Raw genomic sequence first — 16,293 nt, forward strand, 5'->3', positions numbered from 1 at the left:
CTTGCCGTGCTTACTGATTGGTCACCGAGATGACCTCCTCCAGTGTCGTCACCCCGGCGCGGACCTTGATGAGGCCGGACTGGCGCAGATCGCGCACCCCTTCACGCAGGGCCTGCTGCGCGATGTCCAGCGCGGTGCCTTCGGACAGGATGCAGCGCTGCACGCTCTCCGTGATCGGCATCACCTGGTACAGGCCCACGCGGCCGCGATAGCCGTTGTTGCAGGCCGAGCAGCCCACCGCCTTGTAGGGTTTCCAGCTGCCGTCGATCTCCTCGGGCCGGTAGCCGGCGCGCAGCAGCGCTTCGCGCGGGTAGTCCGCCGGCGCCTTGCAGCTCTCGCACAGCCGCCGTGCCAGGCGCTGGGCGGTGATCAGGATCACGCTGGAGGCGATGTTGAAGGCCGGCACACCCATGTTGGACAGCCGGGTCAGCGTCGTCGGGGCGTCGTTGGTGTGCAGCGTGGACAGCACCAGGTGGCCGGTCTGGGCGGCCTTGATCGCGATGTCGGCGGTTTCCAGGTCGCGGATTTCGCCAACCATGATGATGTCCGGATCCTGGCGTAGGAAGGCCTTCAGCGCCGTGGCGAAGTTCATCCCCGCCTTGTCGTTGACGTTGACCTGGTTGATGCCCGGCAGGTTGATTTCGGCCGGATCCTCGACGGTCGAGATGTTCACGCCCGGCTGGTTCAGGATGTTCAGGCAGGTGTAGAGCGACACCGTCTTGCCCGAGCCGGTCGGGCCGGTGACCAGGATCATCCCGTAGGGCCGGCGGATCGCCTGCATCAGGCGGTCCTTCTCGTCCTTCTCGTAGCCCAGCGCGTCCACGCCCAGGCGGGCCGACGACGGGTCCAGGATCCGGATCACGATCTTCTCGCCGAACAGCGTGGGCAGCGTGCTGATGCGGAAGTCGATGGCGCGGTTGCCGAACTTCAGCTTCATGCGCCCGTCCTGCGGCACGCGCTTCTCGGCGATGTCCAGGCGGCTGATCACCTTGATGCGCGAGGCCAGCTTGTCCTTGATCGCCACCGGCGGCTGGGTGATCTCGCGCAGCTCGCCGTCGATGCGGAAACGCACCCGGTAGGTGGCCTCATAGGGCTCGAAGTGCAGGTCCGAGGCGCGCATGTTGATCGCGTCGATCAGCATCTTCTGCAGGAAGCGCACCACCGGCGCGTCCTCGACCTCGGTGCTGACGTCCTCGTCGGCCTTGGCGTTGGGGTCCTGTTCCTCGACGTCGAAGTCGAAATCGCCCGCGACGATCGACTCCAGCGTCTCGCTCGCGGTGGCCGACTTCGCGTCGACGATCTTGATCAGCTTGTCGTACTCGACGATCACCCACTCGGGCGTGAGCTGGGTCGCGAACTTGATGCGGTCGACCGCTTCCTGGTCGGTCGGGTCGGCCCCGCCGATGAACAACCGGTTGCCGCGCTTGCCCAGCACCAGCACCTGGAACTGCGACAGCGTGCGGGTGTCGACCAGGTTCTGCGGCAGGCGCTGCACGTCCACCGCGTCCAGGTCCAGCAGCGGCACCGCCAATGCGCTCGACAGCGTATGCGCCAGCTCGGCAGAGGTGAGCGCCTGTGCGCTGATCACGGCGGAGACGAAGCTGCGGCGCTGGTCGCGCGCCGAACGGGCCACCTCCTCGGCTGTGCGGGCATTGAGCTTGCCGGCATGCACCAGCACACGGGCGACTCCCGACAGGGTGCTTTGGGGCGGTTCGGTGACGATCTCGGTGGCCACGTTGGAGTCAGGGCGGTACGAAACGAGCTGGGATGGGGGCGCAGAGGCTGGGAAGGTGGCCCACGTGGGGCGCCGTAAATTGTGGCACGCAAGCCCGCGCCCGGGGGATCATTCCGGCGTTGCCAGGCTGCGGTACCGGGGCCAGCACGTCCACGCGGCGCCGGCATGGCGCTTCGGGCCTGCATTTGCTTGCAAATTGCCGCGACCTGTCACAGCCGCGGGGCCGATCCGGCCCTGGGCGCGCCCTTGAAATCCGCGCAGGCAGCGCCATTTCCCGGCCATCGTCGTTTCCGCCCTCCTTTCCTTTTCTTTTGTTCATTCCCAGAAAGCCACCGACCATGACGAAGCAGACCCTGTCGTTCCAGGCCGAAGTGAAGCAGCTGCTGCACCTCGTCACCCACTCGCTGTACTCCAACAAGGAGATCTTCCTGCGCGAGCTGATCTCCAACGCCTCGGACGCCTGCGACAAGCTGCGCTTCGAGGCGCTGAACAACGCCGGCCTGTTCGAGGACCAGCCCAACCTTGAAGTGCGGGTGAGCTACGACAAGTTGGCGCGCCGCATCGTCATCAGCGACAACGGCATCGGCCTGTCGGCGCAGGAGGCCATCGACCACCTGGGCACCATCGCCAAGAGCGGCACCAAGGAGTTCATGGCGGCGCTGGAAGGCGACAAGAAGAAGGACGCCAACCTGATCGGCCAGTTCGGCGTGGGCTTCTACTCGGGCTACATCGTGGCCGACCGCATCACGGTGGAATCGCGCCGCGCCGGCCTGCCGCAGGGCGAGGGCGTGCGCTGGAGCAGCGAGGGCACCGGGGACTTCGAGGTCGAGACCATCACCCGCGAGCAGCGCGGCACCGACGTCATCCTGCACCTGCGCGAGGGCGAGGACGAGTTCCTCTCCACCTGGAAGATCAAGTCGGTCATCTCCAAGTACTCCGACCACATCTCCCTGCCCATCCTGATGCGCAAGGAGACCTGGGACGCCGAGAAGAGCGAGAACGTCATCTCCGACGAGTGGGAGACCGTCAACAAGGCCGCCGCGCTGTGGACCCGCAGCAAGAGCGACGTGACGGACGCCGAGTACAAGGCCTTCTACGAGCAGCTGACCTACGACCAGACCGCCCCGCTGGCCTACACGCACAACCGCGTCGAAGGCCGCAGCGAGTACACCCAGCTGCTCTACATCCCGGCCAAGGCGCCCTTCGACCTGTGGAACCGCGACAAGCGCGGCGGCGTGAAGCTGTACGTCAAGCGCGTGTTCATCATGGACGACGCCGAGGCGCTGATGCCGGTCTACCTGCGCTTCGTCAAGGGCGTGATCGACTCGGCCGACCTGCCGCTGAACGTCAGCCGCGAGCTGCTGCAGGAAAGCCGCGACGTGAAGGCGATCCGCGAGGGCTCGACCAAGCGGGTGCTGTCGATGCTCGAATCGCTGGCCGACAGCGAGAGCGCTGACGACAAGGCCAAGTACGCCGAGTTCTGGAAGCAGTTTGGCGCCGTGCTCAAGGAGGGCATCGGCGAGGACCACGCCAACCAGGAGCGCCTGGCCAAGCTGCTGCGCTTTGCCTCCACCCAGGCGGACGAGGGCGTGTCCTTCGCTGACTACGTGTCGCGCATGAAGGAAGGCCAGGAGGCGATCTACTACATCACCGCCGACACCCTGGCTGCCGCCAAGAACAGCCCGCAGCTGGAGATCTTCCGCAAGAAGGGCATCGAGGTGCTGCTGCTGACCGACCGCGTCGACGAGTGGATGCTCAGTCACCTCTACGAGTTCGAGGGCAAGTCGCTGCAGAGCGTGGCCAAGGGCGCCGTCGACCTCGGCAAGCTGCAGGACGAGGAAGAGAAGAAGCAGGCCGAAGCGGCCGCCGAGTCCTTCAAGCCGACGCTGGAGCGCATCAAGGCCGCGCTGGGCGACCGTGCCAAGGACGTGCGCGTGACCACCCGACTGGTGGACTCGCCGGCCTGCCTGGTCACCGAAGAGGGTGACATGAGCGGCCACCTGGCGCGCCTGCTCAAGCAGGCCGGCCAGAGCGCACCGGCTTCGCAGCCGATCCTGGAGGTCAATGCCGAGCATGCGCTGGTGAAGAAGCTGGCCGCGCTGCCGGAGGGCGCGGCGCCCTTCGACGACCTGGCGCAGGTGCTGTTCGACAACGCCCTGCTGGCCGAAGGCGGCCAGCTGGAAGATCCGGCCGCGCACGTGCGCCGCATCCAGGCGCTGATCCTGGGCTGAGGCTCCCTGCCAACGCCTGGTGCGGCCTGCTCCTGTGGATCGGGCCGCACAGGCAAGCGCCCACTTTGCACGCTGCACCCCTGCCCTGCGTGCAGGGCTTTGACCCTCGTCATTGAGCACCGACATGTGCGGCGGTGCTGTGCAGGCCGGGCACTAGCATGGCCCGGCCGATCGGATCCGGGCACGGCCATGGGGGTGCGTCGAGGGGTCCGGGCGGTCGCACTCCGGCCAGCCTGCGCCGCCCGCCATGAATCCCGTCGAACTGCACAACGCGCTGCAAATCCACCGCCCCGTCCTCGGCGATACCGTCGGGCTCGCGCTGTTCCGCCTCGTCCGCCTGGTGGCGATGGAGGACATCCTGGGGGCCGGCGCCTCGGCCGTCACCTACTACGCCGGCAAGAAGCTCGGCCGCGAGCTGGGGCTGACCAAGCTCGATGACTTCCTGGCCCTGTGCGACCAGCTGAAGATCGGGCTGATCAAGATCCCGACCCTGACCGATCACCTCATCCACGTCGACGTCTGCGAGTGCGTCACCTGCTCGGGCATGACGCCGGTGGGGCGGGTGCTCTGCCACTTCGAGGGCGGGCTGATCGCGGGCGCCGTCGGCTCGATCCTGAAGAAGGACGTGCAGGCCCGCGAGGTGAGCTGCATCGGCGGGCTGGGCAATGCGACCTGCGGTTTCGACCTCGTGATTCCCTGAGCCAGCTGACGCCGTCGGTGCGGCCAACGCCGCGGCGGCTCAGGCCACCAGTGGCGGTGCGTCGATGGCGTCGATCTGCTCGCGCAGCAGCATGGCCTGCTGGTCCCAGTAGGCCGGGCTCTCGAATGACGGAAACGCGATCGGGAAGGCCGGGTCGTCCCAGCGCCGCGCGATCCACACGCTGTGCTGCAGGACGCGCAGCGTGCGCAGCGGCTCGATCAGCGCCAGCTCGCGGCGGTCGAACTCGCGCATCGACTCATAGCCGTCCAGCAGCGCGCCCAACTGGGCCTGCATCTCGGGGCGGTCACCGCCCAGCAGCATCCACAGGTCCTGCACCGCCGGGCCGTTGACCGCGTCGTCCAGGTCGACGAAATGCGGACCATCGGGCGTCCACAGCAGGTTGCCGATGTGGCAGTCGCCGTGCAGGCGCAGCAGCTGGAGCTGGCCGTGGCGGGCAAAGGCGGCATCCACGGCGGCCAGCGCGGCCTGTGCCGCCTCGTGCCAGCGGCTGCGCACCGTGGGCGGCAGCAGGTCCTGGTCGAGCAGCCAGGCAAGTGAGGCGCGTGCTGGCCCGGTGCCGGCCAACGTCGGCCGGTGGACGAAGGGTCGGCGCTGGCCGACCGCGTGCAGCCGGGCCAGGAAGCGGCCGATCCACTCCAGCACCTGCGGGTCTTCCAGCTCCGGCGCACGGCCGCCGCAGCGCGGGCTGGCGGCGTAGCGCCACGGTCCGCGCTGGGCCAGCGTGGGCGGCTCGCCGACCAGGCGCACATCGTCAGCGGCCACGCTCAGGGCCAGGGGCGGCACCGCCGGCACTTCGGCGGCGGCCAGTTCGAGCGCGAAGCCATGCTCTTCGAGGATCTGCGCATCGCTCCAGCGCCCGGCGCGGTAGAACTTGGCCACCACCACCGGGCCACCCGTGGGGTGGGGGTCCTCCAGGTGCACCTGGAAGACGCGGTTCTCGTAGGAGTTGAGCTGCAGGATGCGGCCGTCGCCGCGCAGGCCCGCCGCGTCCAGCGCGTCGAGCACCTCGTGCGGCGTCAGGCCGGCATAGGGCTGGCCTGACAGGGCGTCTGGTGGCGGGGCAAGGGCGTGCGCGTCGGAAGTCATCCGACGCATCCTAGACCAGTGGCGTGATCGTGATGTGCTCGCGCCGCTGGGGCGGCCGCGTCAGCGCCGGCCGATGATGTTGGCGCCGAGGTCGTCCTCGCCGGGCAGCTTGCCCGCTGGCCCGCCGGCCGGGGCATGGCGGGCCGCCACGGACGGGCGGCGCGGGCCGGAGTCGAGCGGCGAGCGGCGCTCGGTGGCCGCTGCGCTCGGGGTGGCCTGCTCGCTGAAGGTGTCGCGCTGGCTGTCCGGGGCGAAGAAGGAGTCCTGCGCATAGCCGGATTCGTACCACTGCGTCTCGCGTTCGCCGCGCGGATCACGCACCGCATGGGCCAGCGTGCTGCGGCGCTCGGCCAGGTCCTGCACGTGGGGGGGCACCAGCGGGCGCGACATCTCGCCCTGCTGCGGCACCAGCAGCTGCAGCTCGGCGGCGGTGGGCAGCTGGTCGCTGCGGCACTTCACGTAGCGGATGCGGCAGGCTTCCAGCACCGACTGCTTGATCGTGGCGACCCGCTTGGCGGTGGGGCGCGAGGCCTTCTCGATGTCCAGCGCAGCCAGCACGCGGCCGTTCTCGGCGCACACGACGAAGCTCACGTGGATCGGTCCCAGCAGCTTGAACCAGTAGCCCAGATCGTTGCGGTCCATCGGCTGGCAGAAGCGCACCAGTGGCAGCTTGGCCAGGATGGTGTGGTGCGGCAGCGCGGCGCGCAGCTGGCGGTACAGCGCGCGTTCCTCGGCCGAGAAGATGGAGCGCTGGATCAGCGGCCACTCCTCGGGCAGTTCGGTTTCTCCGGCCTTGCCGGGTGCGCCGCGCCGCATGGCCAGCACGACCAGGCCGGCGACCACGGCAGCCGCGGCGACGGCGAAGATCCAGGCGGGAATGGACATGGTGATGGGGGTTCCAAAGGTTGGTGACACCGGGGGTTGCCAGAGGTCATCGGCAATTTCGGCGTTTCACTTCGGGTTGCATCCTACGAAAGTTTGTAACTACTTGTGAATCCCTGGGCTGAGTGCGATGAAGGGCCATCCAGGCCGCCCGAATGCGAAATCGGCCGCCAACGTCGGGTGGACCGGGGTTCTGCCAGGCGCTGAAGCGGCAGCAAACCAGCAAAAAGGCCACCGCGAGGGTGGCCTTTTATCGGGGGATGGGGGCGCTCACTGGCTGGCAATGCCGCGCAGGTGCGCCAGGCGGGCCTTCACATCGACCACCAAGCCGAGGCTCCAGCGCAGCAGCTCCTGCTGGCGCTTGAACAGGTGGTTGAGCGCGGCAGCGCGCGTGTCCACCAACTCGGTCATGTGCGAGCCCACGCTGTCGGGTGGCAGTTGCAGCCAGGCTTCCGATTCCCCGCCCTCGTGCTGCAGCCGGGCGCCCGCGCCGCGGGCGATGCGCAGCATGGCCGTGTTCTCGCTCAGGGCATGGATGAAGAGCTGGTCGACGCGGCGATTCTGGCAGTGCCGTACCGCGTGGGCGAAGAGGCGCTTGCCATAGCCACGGCCGCGTGTGTGCGGCAGCACCGAGACGGCGAACTCGCACATGCTGCGTGACAGGTCGGCGTAGGCCAGGTGGGCGGTGCCCACCAGCTGCAGGCGGCGATTGAAGATGCCGAACAGCTCGTGCCGGCCAAAGTCCAGCTGTGCCGCGTGCTGACGGATGCGCTCGTCGGTGGCCGGGTAGCCAAAACGCAGGTAGCGATCACGGTCACCCAGCGCCAGCAAGTGCGCCTCGATCAGCGGCCCGTGCTGCTCGCCCAGTTGGCAGATGGGCACCCAATCCCACCAGCGCGCCGTGCCGAGCGGGCCCAGCCAGCGGCGCAGAGGAGGCTGGGCAGCCCCGGTGGAGGTGGTGGCGGTATCCATGGCGGCCGATTCTAGGGGTTATCCCTAGTTATCGGGCGCGAGGCTCCGGAATCAAGGGGGTGGCCAGACCCGACGCGGCAGGATTGCCGGTTCAGCGGACTTCCCCCGGTGCCGCATGTTCGCGGCCCTCCCTGAGACGCCGGGCCGGGCTCAGCCCGGCACCTGGGGGTCAGAAGGGGATGTCGTCGTCCATGTCATCGAAGCCGGTGGCCGACTTCGGTGCCGGTGCCGGTGCCGGGGCGCGCGGTGCGGGGGCCGCCGCCCTGGGGGCGGGGGCGGCGCGGCGCTCGGGGGCCGGCTCGTAGCCACCGCCCATGTCGTCGCCGCCCTCGGCCGCGCCACCGGGCCCGCCCATGCCCTCGCGGCCGCCGAGCATCTGCATCTCGTCGACCAGGATCTCAGTGGTGTAGCTGTCGCGGCCTTCCTTGTCCTGCCACTTGCGGGTCTTCAGGCGGCCTTCGACGTAGACGGAGCGGCCCTTGCGCAGGTACTGGCCGGCGATCTCGGCCAGCTTGTCGCGGAAGACCACGCGGTGCCACTCGGTCTCCTCCTGGCGCTCGCCGGTGTCCTTGCTCTTCCAGTTCCGTGTGGTGGCCAGCGTGACGTTGCACACCGCGCCGCCGTTGGGGAAGTAGCGCACTTCGGGGTCGCGGCCGAGGTTGCCGACGAGGATGACTTTGTTGACCGATGCCATGGCTGCTGTTCCTGTTTGCGCCGCCCCACCCGGTGCCGATGACGGCGGGGCGGGGGCGGGTTGCTGCTGTGTGTGTGCGAAACCGTGGATTTTGCCCGACGGGTTGGCGGTGGCTTTCACCCCTGCGGGGGTGTCCCGTGTGATTCAGGGTGGTGGCTGGAAGCCCGGCTCACCCATCTGCCAGAGCAGGAAGCTGAACACATCGGCGCGCTCCTCCCACATCTGCCGCTTGGTGTTGCCGATGCCATGGCCGGCGTCCCAGTCCAGCCGCAGCAGCACCGGCCGACCGGATGTGCTGGCGGCCAGCAGGCGCGCCGCCGCCTTGCTGCTGTGCCAGACCTCCACCCGCGGGTCGTTGACGCCGTGCGTCAGCAGCACGGCGGGGTACTTCACCCCGTCGCGGATCTGGTGGTAGGTGCTCATCGCCAGCAGGGCGCGGAAGCCCGCCTCGGTGGTGCGCGTGCCGAACTCGGGGATGTTGGGCACGCCGTTGGGCGTGACCTCGGCGCGCACCATGTCCAGCGCGCCCACCATCGGCACCGCAGCGGCGAACAGGTCCGGCCGCTCGGTGATCGCCCGGCCCACCAGGATGCCGCCCGCGCTGCCGCCCCAGATGCCCAGCTTCGCCGGCCGGGTGTAGCCCTGCGCGATCAGCCACTCGGCACAGGCGATGGTGTCCTTCCAGGTGTTGGGCTTGGTGGTCTGGAAGCCGGCGCGGTACCAGTCCTCGCCGTAGACGCTGCTGCCCCGCGGGTTGATGACCGCCAGAACGCCGCCCGCGTCCAGCCAGGCGGTGCGGCTGATGCTGTAGAAGGGCTCCTCGGTCACGCCGTAGCTGGCGTAGCCGTAGATCAGCGTCGGGCGGCTGCCATCGAGCGCGGTGCCGCGGCGCAGGATCACCGACATCGGCACCATCGCGCCGTCGTGGCTCTTGACCAGCACCTCGCGGGTCTCGACGTCCTTGAGTTCGTCGTAGGGCCCGCTGGGCTGCAGGCCGGTGTTGCGCACCCGGCCGTCGGCGCTGACCTGGTAGATCTGCCGCGCCCGGGTCCAGCCCTGCAGGTCGATCACCACACCGGGCAGGCGCGGGTCGGCGCTGCTGGGGCCGCCTTCGTCGTCATTGAGCTGGAAGGATCCGGCCAGCGGCAGCGGCACCTCCACCACCGGCGCTGTGGCGCGGTGGGCGCGCTTGAACAGGCGTTTGACGTTGCCGTCGCGCAGCTCGATGTACAGCGCGTCGGCCGCCGTGGCGATGCCGGTGACCACCCGCTCGCTGGCGGGCACGATCACCTTCGCCGCCGCGAGGTCCGGCCGCGCCAGGTCCAGGCTCAGCACCTGGGAGCGGCTGGCGCCCTGGTGGCTGAGCAGGTAGAGCGTGTTGCGCTGGTAGCTCACGCCGGTGATCTCGGCGCGGGCGTCGAAGAGCTGGCGCCAGCGCGGGCGGCCGGCCAGCAGGTCGGCGGCCGGGCTGAGGTACAGGCCCAGCTCGCGCTGCGTGCCGTTGATGGCCAGGCCCAGCGCCCAGCGGCCGTCGTGCGTGATCGACACGGCCGGCAGCTCGGCCGGGCTCATCGTCACGCCGGGCAGGCCGGGGCCGAACACGGGCACGGCCTTGTCGGCCGCTGCGCCCGGCCTGAGCAGCCAGACCCGGCTGTTCTGGTACTTCTCCGTCTCCGCCATGCCGGGCTTCAGCGCCTGCAGCCGGTTGAACAGCAGGGCGTCACCGCGTGGCGACCAGCCCAGGATGCCCCAGTTGACCCGGTCGATCGGCTCACCCACCGCCTTGCCGCTGCGCGTGTCCAGCAGGTGCAGCACGGCCTCTTCCGAGCCCTGCTGCGAGACGCCGTAGGCCAGCAGCCGCCCGCCCGGCGCGGGCCGGTGGTAGTTGATGGCGTGGGGCTTGCCGGTGGCCTTCTCCATCGCCTCAGGGTCGACCAGCAGGCGCTCGGCGCCCGCCAGCCCCTGCCGCAGGTAGAGCTTGAACTGGTTGTCCTGCGCGCCGCGGCGCTCGAAGAACCAGCGGTCACCGGTTTCGCGCACCACCGCCGAGACCCGCCCGGTGACCGAGGCGTCCACCTTCAGCAGCCGCTCCAGCATCGCCGCGCGCCCCGGGAGGCGCTCCAGCGTCGCGCGGGCGTGGTCGCTGTGGGCGCGCATCCAGGCCTGCGCCTCGGCACCGGACTTGTCCTCCAGCCAGCGGTAGGGGTCGGGCACCGTGGTGCCGTAGAAGGTCTCTGGCACGTCGCGCACCGGGGCCACCGGCAGGGCAGCGGCGGGCGACGCGGCTGCCGCGGGCGCGGCTGTGGCGGCGCCAGGGCTCTGCGCCATGGCCGGCAGGGCGATGCCCGCGCAGGCGACCAGCGCTGCGGTGAACCGCCAACGGCGGGCCCGGGAGGGCTGGGTCGGGGTCCAGGAAGGGATGGGCGTCACGTGGAATCACCTGCCGTCGTTGGAAGCGAGGAGCCGCCGGCCGGGGCCGGAGCGCGGGATTGCCTGCGCAGTGTGACAAAGAACCAGCGCCGCTGCTGCAGCACTCACCCCAGGGTGCGACCGCCGCTGCCCGGCCGGGGTGTGGCCGGATGTGGCCGCACCGCTACCATCTCGGCCGCGATGACCCCTGCTGCCGCCCTGGACCCTGCCTTCCCCGCCGACGCCGATCTCGGCGCCGCCCGCCGCGTGCTGGCCGACGTCTTCGGCTACGCCACCTTCCGCGGCCAGCAGGAGGCGGTGGTGGATCACGTCGTCAGCGGCCATGACGCGCTGGTGCTGATGCCCACCGGTGCCGGCAAGAGCCTGTGCTACCAGGTGCCCGCCATCGTGCGCCATCGTGCTGGCCGGGGCGTGACGGTGGTTGTCAGCCCGCTGATCGCCCTGATGCACGACCAGGTCGGCGCGCTCGAAGAGGTGGGCGTGCACGCCGCCTTCCTGAACTCCAGCCAGGGCCTGGACGAGGCCCAGCAGGTCGAGCGCGAGCTGCTCTCGGGCCGGCTGGTGCTGCTCTACGTGGCGCCCGAGCGGCTCATGACGCCGCGCCTGCAGGGCATGCTGGTGTCGCTGCACGAGCGCGGCAGGCTGGCGCTGTTCGCCATCGACGAGGCGCACTGCGTCAGCCAGTGGGGCCACGACTTCCGCGAGGAGTACCTGCAGCTGTCGGTGCTGCATGAGCAGTTCCCGGGCGTGCCGCGGGTGGCGCTGACCGCCACGGCCGACGACCACACCCGCGCCGACATCGTCGAGCGGCTGCAGTTGCAGGCCGCGCGCCTCTTCATCAGCAGCTTCGACCGGCCCAACATCCGCTACACCATCGTCGAGAAGAGCGACCCGAAGCGCCAGCTGCTGCGCTTCATCCGCGACGAGCATGAGGGCGGCGACGGCCACGACAGCGGCATCGTCTACTGCGGCAGCCGCAAGAAGGTCGAGGAGACCGCCGCCTGGCTGAACGACGAGGGCATCCAGGCGCTGCCCTACCACGCCGGCCTGGACGCCGACCTGCGCCGCCGCCACCAGGACCGCTTCCTGCGCCAGGAGTCGCAGGACGGCGGCATCGTCATGGTGGCCACCATCGCCTTCGGCATGGGCATCGACAAGCCGGACGTGCGCTTCGTCGCCCACCTGGACCTGCCCAAGAACATCGAGGGCTACTACCAGGAGACCGGCCGCGCCGGCCGCGACGGGGAGCCCGCCGACGCCTGGATGACCTACGGCCTGGCCGACGTGGTCAACCAGCGCCGCATGATCGACGAGAGCCCGGCGGGCGAAGAGTACAAGCGCGTCCAGCGCAGCAAGCTCGACGCGCTGCTCACCCTGGCCGAGTCGCCCGCCTGCCGCCGCGTGGCGCTGCTGGCCTATTTCGGTGAAGAGAGTTCACCCTGCGGGAATTGCGACAACTGCCTGCATCCGCCAGCGATCTGGGATGCCACCGAGGCGGCGCGCAAGCTGCTGAGCTGCATCTATCGATTCCAGCAGCATGGCCAGCAGCGCTTTGGCGCGCGCAGCTTCGGCGCCGGGCACCTGATCGACGTGCTGCGCGGCAAGACCACCGACAAGGTCAGCCAGTACGGCCACGCCGAGCTGACCACCTTCGGCATCGGCGCGGATCTGAGCGAGCAGCAGTGGCGCGCCGTGCTGCGCCAGCTCGTCGCCCAGGGCCACGTGGTGGCCGAGGGCGAATACAACACCCTCACACTGGCCGACAGCGCCCGCGCGGTGCTCAAGGGCGAGGTGCGGGTGCTGCTGCGCCAGGCGCCGGAGGCCCCATCGCGTCGAGGCGGCAAGGGCGCACGCGGCAAGTCGGCGGGCAGCCGGGGCGCGGCCGAGGGGCAGCTGGACGCCTCCGCCCAGGCGCGCTACGCGGCGCTCAAGCGCTGGCGCGCCGAGATCGCCCGCGAGCACAGCCTGCCCGCCTACGTCATCTTCCACGACGCCACCCTGGCCGAGATGGCCCGCCGCCAGCCGGGCAACCCGGCCGAGCTGGGCGAGATCACCGGCGTCGGCGCGAAGAAGCTGGAAGCCTATGGGGTGGAGATCCTGCGGGTGCTGGCGGCGGGGGATTGAACCACCGCGTTGTCGCCCGCTGTCGCCGGCACCGATCTGCGAAAACCCCCACGCTGCCTAGAATGACCCCCACGCCGGGGAGGGGCTTCGGCGCCACAGAACAACGCCAAGCACCATGCCCGCCGGCATCTTCATCAGCTACCGCCGCCAGGATTCCTTGAAGGAGGCGCGGGCGATTTTTGAAAGACTGTCGCGCGAGTTCGGCGCCCATCAGGTGTTCATCGACCAGGAGGGGCTGGACTACGGGGTGGATTTCGTCGATTCGCTGGAGCGGCAGTTGCAGCATTGCCAGGTGATGCTGGCGCTGATCGGCCCGGGGTGGATTGACGCGAAGGACGGCAGCGGCCGGCGGCGGCTCGATGATGTGAACGACTTTGTGCGCATCGAGCTGCGCACCGCGCTGCAGCGCAACATCCGCGTGGTGCCGGTGCTGCTGGACGGTGCCCCCATGCCGCGCACGGTGGACCTGCCGGCCGACCTGGAGCCGCTGGCGCGGCGGCAGAAGATCGACCTGGACTTCCAGCGCTTCGATGCCGACATTGGCCGGCTGGTCGGCAGCCTGCGCAGGATGCTGCCGGGCGCGCCAGCCGGTGAGGCCACCCCCAAGCCCGCGGGCGCCGCTGTCGGTGCTGGCCCCGGCTGGACGGCGAAGACCGCCGGAATGGCCGCGGGTGTGGGCGCCCTGGCGCTTGGCGCTGTCTGGTATGCCAACCAGCCGTCCAGGCCGGCACTGGCCGCTGCGCCCGCCGAGGTGGCAGCGTCGGTCGCGCCCAACCCGGTTTCTGCCCCGGTTCAAGCGCCGCCCTCATCGAAGGCAGAGCCCGCCGCGGCGGCCAGCCCGGCGGTACCACCCGCCCTCACGGCCGCCCAGGCCGAGGCGCTGCGCCAGGCCAAGCCGGACGGTCAGGAGATCTACAACAGCCTCCAACTGAAGCCCAAGGAGCCCCCGCCGCAGCCCCAGCCGCTCGCCGTCGGCCAACGCTTCCGCGACTGCGACGACGACAGCTGCCCCTGGATGGTCGTGCTGCCGGCCGGGAGCTTCATGATGGGGTCGCCCGAGAGCGAGCCGGGGCGCGACGATGACGAAGGCCCGCAGCACCGCGTGAAGGTGGCGTCGTTCGCGGTCGGGCAGTACGAGGTGACCTTCCGCCAGTGGGATGCCTGCGTGGGGGCCGGTGGCTGCAAGCACAAGCCGGGCGATGAGGGGTGGGGTCGCGGTCAGCGCCCGGTGATCAATGTGAGCTGGAGCGACGCGCAGCAGTACGTGAAGTGGCTGAGCGGCAAGACCGGCCAGACCTACCGCCTGCCCAGCGAGGCCGAGTGGGAGTACGCGGCGCGGGCCGGCACCATCACGCCCTATGCATTTGGTGAGAGTCTCACGAACTGTCATGGCCCGGGCGGGTCACCCTGGATGATGGAAGACACTGAGGGTGTGCGGGCCTGAGCGGGTAGAGGTCGGTCAATATTTTGATGGCACTCGACCGCGATCGCTAACTTGACCCGCTGCCGACCACTCGTACCCAGGATTGCCTGCGGGCGCTGCTGAGTTCCTTGCGGAGCCCGGGCGCCCGACAGCCCACATTAAAGAGAGCCGCCAGGCTTTGTCCCGGCAGGCCGTTGGTCGGCGGCACCTGCGCGGGCCCGCACGCTTGTGATTGTTGTTCAAGCTGCAGGAGCCCGGCAATGGATCTGACCCCGATGCACAAACGCGTGATCGCGCTGGACGTACACCAGGCCAAGATCACCGCCTGTGCGGTGGTCGAGCATGACGATGGCCGAGTGGAGGTCACCAAGCGCGACTTCGGAGCCTTCAGACGCGACCGCCGTGCCTTGGCGCAATGGTCGCTGGAGATTCGGCCCGAGGTGGTGGTGATGGAGAGCACGGGGGTGTACTGGAAGAGCCCGTTTGCGGCGCTGGAGGCGGTGGGCATCATCGCGTGGGTGGTCAACGCGCGCCATGTCAAAGCTGTGCCCGGGCGCAAGACCGACATGGCCGATGCGCAGTGGCTGGCCACGCTGGCGCGTGCGGGCCTGTTGCGCGCCTCGTTCATTCCACCGGTGGACTTGCGCCAGCTTCGTCTGGTGGCGCGTCAGCGGCAGAAGCTCGTGGGCATGTGCAGCGCCGAGAAGAACCGGCTGCACAAGGTGCTGGTAGATGCGGGCATGCGCATCAACGTGGTGGTCAGCGACATCCACGGTGCCAGTGCACGCGCCATGGTCAAGGCGCTCATTGCGGGCCAAGCCATGTACGAGGTGCTGGATCAAAAGGGGCGCCTTCGGGCCAGCCGGGACGAGTTGTTCGAGGCCCTGAGCACCGAGCAGTTCAGCGCCGCGCACCGCTTCGTGGCCCAGGAGATCATGCAGCACATCGAGCACATCGAGACCCGCATCGCCCGCATGGACCAATACCTGCTGGACGGACTGCGCGCCTGGCAGCCGCAGCTCAAGCTGCTGCAGACCTTGCCGGGTATCGACATCCAGGGCGCGGCGATGCTGCTGGTGGAGATCGGCGCGGACATGGACGTCTTCGGCAGTGCCGAGCGGCTGGCCAGCTGGGTGGGCATCTGCCCGGGCAACAACGAGAGCGCGGGCAAGCGCAAGACCGGGCGCATCCGCAAGGGCAACGCCTGGGTCAGAAGGCTGCTGTGCGAGTTCGCCCAGGCTGCAGCGCGTACCCGCTGCGCGCTCAAGGCCAAGTTCGACGCGCTGGCCATTCGCAAGGGACACAAGAAGTCCATCGTGGCGCTGGCCCACAAGATGCTGCGTACCGTCTACGCCATGTTGGCCAACGGCACCCACTACCAAGACAAGGAGGTCGACTACGAGGCCCTGAACGTCCAGCGCAACGCCCCGCGCTGGCTCAAAATGCTGCGCAAGCACGGCTTCATCGCCACCCCCACCGCCACCTGAGACTCGCTTGCCTGCTGACCTTGCGGCCCCGACCAGCCTCAGGTCAGGCAGCCACACGTCCGCGCTTGGGTGTCTTCCACATTAAGGCGCAGGCCAACTTTGGTGGGTCAAAGACCCTGCCGGTGGGCAGCCTGGCGAAGAACGCCTGGGAGTTGTACGACCTGCACGGCAACGTGTGGGAGTGGGTGCAGGACTGCTCTCACCCCAATTACCAGAGCGCACCGGCCGACGGACAGGCCTGGACGACAGGGTGTGCCGACGGCAATCGCCTGCTGCGCGGCGGCGGCTGGTTCAACGGCCCGAGGTTCGCCCGCTCCGCCTTCCGCCTCCGCAGCGTGCCGTCCAACCGCGACCTCGACATCGGCTTCCGTCTTGCCCGGATGCTGCCGTGAGGCAGCTTTCCCCTTGAATCCCTTACCCCTTTACCTTGCCCGGGTCACCAGGCGGGTCAGGCGGTACGGCGGGTGGTGAAGTTCGGGGGTGCGGGGGCGCAGCGCCCGCCACGCCG

At 69.5% G+C, this 16,293-nt stretch carries 12 protein-coding genes; 6 read left to right on the plus strand and 6 right to left on the minus strand.

Annotation, left to right across the window (positions count from 1 at the left end):
- Positions 1-10: 10 nt before the first annotated feature.
- Complete coding sequence (gene pilB / locus NGK70_RS06140; RefSeq protein WP_251972392.1) at positions 11-1,735, minus strand: type IV-A pilus assembly ATPase PilB; 1,725 nt, start codon at positions 1,733-1,735, stop codon at positions 11-13.
- 338 nt (positions 1,736-2,073) lie between these two features.
- Between pilB and htpG the strand changes: the two genes are divergently transcribed.
- Both htpG and NGK70_RS06150 read left to right on the plus strand, forming a co-directional pair.
- On the plus strand, positions 2,074-3,966 hold the full coding sequence (gene htpG, locus NGK70_RS06145; RefSeq protein WP_251972393.1) for a molecular chaperone HtpG: 1,893 nt from the start codon (positions 2,074-2,076) through the stop codon (positions 3,964-3,966).
- A 247-nt stretch (positions 3,967-4,213) separates the two neighbouring features.
- Positions 4,214-4,666 carry a V4R domain-containing protein gene (locus tag NGK70_RS06150; protein WP_251972394.1) on the plus strand — a complete coding sequence of 151 codons (453 nt, stop codon included), beginning with the start codon at positions 4,214-4,216 and terminating at the stop codon, positions 4,664-4,666.
- A 39-nt stretch (positions 4,667-4,705) separates the two neighbouring features.
- Here NGK70_RS06150 and NGK70_RS06155 read toward each other — a convergent pair whose 3' ends face one another.
- From NGK70_RS06155 to NGK70_RS06175, 5 genes are all read right to left on the minus strand, one after another.
- A complete protein-coding gene (locus NGK70_RS06155) occupies positions 4,706-5,773 on the minus strand; it encodes a serine/threonine protein kinase (RefSeq protein ID WP_251972395.1) in 1,068 nt (355 codons plus the stop codon).
- 60 nt (positions 5,774-5,833) lie between these two features.
- Positions 5,834-6,658 (minus strand): DUF2726 domain-containing protein, encoded by an 825-nt coding sequence (locus NGK70_RS06160; protein ID WP_251972396.1) that lies wholly within the window; start codon positions 6,656-6,658, stop codon positions 5,834-5,836.
- A gap of 267 nt (positions 6,659-6,925) precedes the next feature.
- A complete protein-coding gene (locus tag NGK70_RS06165) occupies positions 6,926-7,627 on the minus strand; it encodes a GNAT family N-acetyltransferase (protein ID WP_251972397.1) in 702 nt (233 codons plus the stop codon).
- 169 nt (positions 7,628-7,796) lie between these two features.
- Complete coding sequence (ssb, locus tag NGK70_RS06170; RefSeq protein WP_251972398.1) at positions 7,797-8,321, minus strand: single-stranded DNA-binding protein; 525 nt, start codon at positions 8,319-8,321, stop codon at positions 7,797-7,799.
- Between the two features lie 144 nt (positions 8,322-8,465).
- Entirely contained in the window at positions 8,466-10,751 is a 2,286-nt protein-coding gene (locus NGK70_RS06175) for a prolyl oligopeptidase family serine peptidase (protein ID WP_251972399.1), read from the minus strand.
- A 180-nt stretch (positions 10,752-10,931) separates the two neighbouring features.
- On the opposite strand from NGK70_RS06175, the gene recQ reads away from it, so the two are divergent.
- The 4 genes from recQ to NGK70_RS06195 all read left to right on the plus strand — a co-directional run bounded on the left by recQ (position 10,932) and on the right by NGK70_RS06195 (position 16,177).
- Positions 10,932-12,875: a DNA helicase RecQ gene (gene recQ / locus NGK70_RS06180; protein WP_251972400.1), complete on the plus strand. Its 1,944-nt coding sequence runs from the start codon at positions 10,932-10,934 to the stop codon at positions 12,873-12,875.
- Between the two features lie 115 nt (positions 12,876-12,990).
- On the plus strand, positions 12,991-14,319 hold the full coding sequence (locus NGK70_RS06185; RefSeq protein ID WP_251972401.1) for an SUMF1/EgtB/PvdO family nonheme iron enzyme: 1,329 nt from the start codon (positions 12,991-12,993) through the stop codon (positions 14,317-14,319).
- 239 nt (positions 14,320-14,558) lie between these two features.
- Positions 14,559-15,785: an IS110 family RNA-guided transposase gene (locus tag NGK70_RS06190; protein WP_251969229.1), complete on the plus strand. Its 1,227-nt coding sequence runs from the start codon at positions 14,559-14,561 to the stop codon at positions 15,783-15,785.
- Between the two features lie 65 nt (positions 15,786-15,850).
- Positions 15,851-16,177: a formylglycine-generating enzyme family protein gene (locus tag NGK70_RS06195; RefSeq protein ID WP_251972402.1), complete on the plus strand. Its 327-nt coding sequence runs from the start codon at positions 15,851-15,853 to the stop codon at positions 16,175-16,177.
- The last annotated feature ends 116 nt before the right edge of the window (positions 16,178-16,293 follow it).

This window comes from Sphaerotilus microaerophilus (assembly GCF_023734135.1).
Lineage (GTDB): Bacteria > Pseudomonadota > Gammaproteobacteria > Burkholderiales > Burkholderiaceae_C > Sphaerotilus > Sphaerotilus microaerophilus.

Excerpts from the sequence above, each read along its gene's own strand:
- htpG (WP_251972393.1), top strand. The coding sequence starts at position 2,074 with ATGACGAAGCAGACCCTGTCGTTCCAGGCCGAAGTGAAGCAGCTGCTG.
- NGK70_RS06150 (WP_251972394.1), top strand. The coding sequence starts at position 4,214 with ATGAATCCCGTCGAACTGCACAACGCGCTGCAAATCCACCGCCCCGTC.
- NGK70_RS06155 (WP_251972395.1), bottom strand. The coding sequence starts at position 5,773 with ATGACTTCCGACGCGCACGCCCTTGCCCCGCCACCAGACGCCCTGTCA.
- NGK70_RS06160 (WP_251972396.1), bottom strand. The coding sequence starts at position 6,658 with ATGTCCATTCCCGCCTGGATCTTCGCCGTCGCCGCGGCTGCCGTGGTC.
- NGK70_RS06165 (WP_251972397.1), bottom strand. The coding sequence starts at position 7,627 with ATGGATACCGCCACCACCTCCACCGGGGCTGCCCAGCCTCCTCTGCGC.
- ssb (WP_251972398.1), bottom strand. The coding sequence starts at position 8,321 with ATGGCATCGGTCAACAAAGTCATCCTCGTCGGCAACCTCGGCCGCGAC.
- recQ (WP_251972400.1), top strand. The coding sequence starts at position 10,932 with ATGACCCCTGCTGCCGCCCTGGACCCTGCCTTCCCCGCCGACGCCGAT.
- NGK70_RS06185 (WP_251972401.1), top strand. The coding sequence starts at position 12,991 with ATGCCCGCCGGCATCTTCATCAGCTACCGCCGCCAGGATTCCTTGAAG.
- NGK70_RS06190 (WP_251969229.1), top strand. The coding sequence starts at position 14,559 with ATGGATCTGACCCCGATGCACAAACGCGTGATCGCGCTGGACGTACAC.